Source organism: Thiohalocapsa sp. (assembly GCF_019695415.1).
Taxonomy (GTDB): Bacteria; Pseudomonadota; Gammaproteobacteria; order Chromatiales; family Chromatiaceae; genus Thiohalocapsa.
In genome coordinates this window covers 1-3300 of record NZ_JAIFKJ010000095.1, presented here as the reverse complement: position 1 = coordinate 3300, position 3300 = coordinate 1, and the positions used below count along the sequence as shown (strand labels likewise).

The window sequence follows — 3300 nt, the reverse complement described above, 5'->3', positions numbered from 1 at the left end:
AGCTACGGCCTCGGCGAGATGGTGGTCCAGGGCGCCGTGAACCCGGACGAGTTCTATGTGCACAAGCCGACCCTCGCCGCCGACCGGCCGGCCATCCTGCGCCGCAGCGTTGGCGACAAGGCCATCCGCATGGTTTACGCGGAAGCCGGGGCAGACGAGCCTGTGCTGACCGAGGATGTGCCCGAGGCCGACCGCCAGCGCTTCAGCGTGAGCGACGCCGAGGTCGAAGACCTCGCCCGCCAGGCCGTGCTCATCGAGGAGCACTACGGCCGGCCCATGGATATCGAGTGGGCGAAGGATGGCACCGACGGCCTGCTCTATGTCGTACAGGCGCGCCCGGAGACGGTGCAGAGCCGCTCGGGCCAGGTCATCGAGCGCTACAACCTGAAAGAGCGCGGGGAGGTGCTCGCCACCGGCCGCAGCATCGGCCACCGCATCGGTGCCGGCAAGGCGCGGGTTGTCGAGTCCATTCGCGATATGGGCCACGTGCAGCCCGGCGACGTGCTCGTCACCGACATGACAGACCCGGACTGGGAGCCGGTGATGAAGCGCGCGGCGGCCATCGTCACCAACCGCGGCGGGCGCACCTGCCACGCCGCCATCATTGCCCGGGAGCTGGGCGTGCCGGCCGTTGTGGGCTGCAACGACGCCACCGACCGCATCCCGGATGGCGCCGAGGTGACCGTCTCCTGCGCGGAAGGCGACACCGGCTTCATCTACCAGGGCGCCCTGGACTTCGAGCACAAGACCGCCGAGCTCGACAAGATGCCGGAGGTGCCGGTGAAGGTGATGATGAACGTCGGCAACCCGGAGCGGGCCTTTGCCTTCGCGGCGACGCCGAATGCCGGCATCGGGCTCGCGCGGCTCGAGTTCATCATCAACAACACCATCGGTATCCACCCGAGGGCGCTGCTCGAGTTCGACGCCCTGCCGGACGACCTCAAGGCCGAGATCGGCCCGCGCATCGCGGCCTATCCGTCGCCGCGCGAGTTCTACGTCATGCGCCTCGCCGAGGGTATCAGCACGCTGGCGGCGGCCTTCGCGCCCAACCCCGTCATCGTGCGCATGTCCGATTTCAAGTCCAACGAGTATGCCAATCTCGTCGCCGGGCCACGCTACGAGCCGAGCGAAGAAAACCCGATGATCGGCTTCCGCGGCGCCGGCCGCTATGTGGCCGACGACTTCCGCGAGTGCTTCGCCATGGAGTGTGAGGCACTGAAATACGTCCGCGACGAGATGGGCCTCACCAACCTGCAGATCATGATCCCCTTCGTGCGCACGCTGCGCCAGGCCAAGGCCGTCACCGAGGCACTGGCCGAGCAGGGGCTGAAGCGCGGCGAGAACGGCCTCAAGCTCATCATGATGTGCGAGATCCCCTCCAACGCCGTGATCGCCGAGCAATTCCTGGAGCACTTCGACGGCTTCTCTATCGGCTCCAACGACATGACCCAGCTCACGCTCGGCATCGACCGCGACTCGGCCCTGGTGGCCGCGGACTTCGACGAGCGCGACCCGGCCGTCAAGGCGATGCTGTCCATGGCCATCCAGGCCTGCCGCAAGCAGGGCAAGTACGTCGGCATCTGCGGCCAGGGGCCGTCGGACCACGCCGACTTCGCCGACTGGCTGGTCAAGGAGGGCATCGAGAGCGTGTCACTGAACCCGGACACCGTCATCGACACCTGGCTGTATTTGGCGGAGCACGCGGGGAAAGGCTGACGCCTCCGGGGAGAGTGCTAGAGTTGTGGCTGAGTGTTCCCGAGTATCCCGCCCCGACTGACCCGCACCGACAAGGATCGTTTTCTGCCCCTGGCGCCGGATTTCGTCCTGGAGCTGGCCTCGCCCAACGATGATCCGGTCACACTGGACGAGAAGATGCAGGAGTACCGGGCGAACGGCGTGCGACTGGGTTGGCTGCTGCTCCCGGAGACACAGGAGGCACGGATCTATCGACCGGCGACGCTACCGGTGACGCTGAGCGCGCCCACGAGCCTGGACGGTGACGATGTCCTGGAAGGTCTGAAGCTCGATTTGACGCGAATTTGGCAGCCTGCCCTTTGATTCCGAGCTGCGGACGCTGTATCGCCCTGCGACGAGCCTGATCGACAACGGCTCGCGCCGATCACCGCAGACATGGTCCGCGCGCCATTCGAGCCCGGCACCTTTTCTGCCACAAGGTGGGGCCTGTCGCGGCCAGAGGCCGCTCCCACGCCGGCAATGCCGGGCGAAGTCCCCGCCGTAATCTGCGACAATACCGAGCGTTTGTCAGCACGCACGAGGTATTGCATGAGTAAGTACGACGTCTACGCCCTGGGCAACGCACTGGTGGACATGGAGTACGAGGTCCAGCCCGAGGATCTCGAGCACCTGAACATCGACAAGGGTGTGATGACGCTCGTGGACGAGGCGCACCAGCTGCGCATCATGGACCATCTGCGCGAGCGCCATCATCAGCGCGGCTCCGGCGGCTCCGCGGCCAACTCCGTGATCGCGCTCTGCCAGTTCGGCGGCACCGGCTATTACTCCTGCAAGGTGGCCGACGACGAGCTCGGCCACTTCTACCTCAAAGACCTCTGCGACGGCGGGTGGCCACCCGCGACACCAGCTTCTTGGACGACGGCGACACCGGCCGCTGCGTGGTGCTGGTCACGCCGGACTCCGACCGCACCATGTGCACCTACCTCGGCATCAGCGGCAACCTGTCGCTGCACGAGCTGGATCAGGAGGCGCTGGCGGCCTCCAAGTGGTTCTATACCGAAGGCTACCTGGTAACATCAGACACCGCGCGCGTCGCCGCCATCGAGGCCCGCAAGCTCGCCGAGCGCTCCGGCGTCAAGACGGCCCTCTCCCTGTCCGACCCGAACATGGTCAAGTTCTTCAAGGATGGTCTGAAAGAGATGATCGGCGAGCGCGTCGACATGGTCTTCGCCAACGAGGAAGAGGCCATGGGCATGGCCGAGGCAGACAACCTGGACGATGCTGTTGCCTACCTGAAGACCATCGCCCGCGAGTTCGCCATCACCCGCGGCCCCAAGGGCGCGCTGGTCTGGGACGGCGAGCAGGCCATCGACATCGACCCGGTGCCGGTGAAACCCGTTGACACGGTGGGCGCCGGTGATATGTTTGCCGGCGCCTTCCTTTATGGGCTCACGCAGGGTTGGAGCCATCAGCGGGCCGGGGACCTGGCGGCGGCGGCATCCGCCAAGCTCGTCACCAGCCTTGGTCCTAGGAGCGCAAAAGAAGAATCCCTGGCCATTCTAAAGCAGCACGCTTGAATTTGCTGGCGCGACCACGGTCCACCGG

2 protein-coding genes and 1 pseudogene are annotated in these 3300 nt (G+C 66.1%); all 3 read left to right on the top strand.

Going from position 1 to position 3300, the window contains the following annotated elements; translation table 11 throughout:
* The coding region (gene ppsA / locus I6U14_RS01845; protein ID WP_296896412.1) for a phosphoenolpyruvate synthase at nucleotides 1-1716 on the top strand (1716 nt) is incomplete at its 5' end.
* A 33-nt stretch (nucleotides 1717-1749) separates the two neighbouring features.
* Complete coding sequence (locus I6U14_RS01840) at nucleotides 1750-2058, top strand: Uma2 family endonuclease (RefSeq protein ID WP_296896410.1); 309 nt, start codon at nucleotides 1750-1752, stop codon at nucleotides 2056-2058.
* Between the two features lie 225 nt (nucleotides 2059-2283).
* Nucleotides 2284-3272: pseudogene (locus tag I6U14_RS01835) on the top strand (adenosine kinase).
* Nucleotides 3273-3300 lie beyond the last annotated feature (28 nt).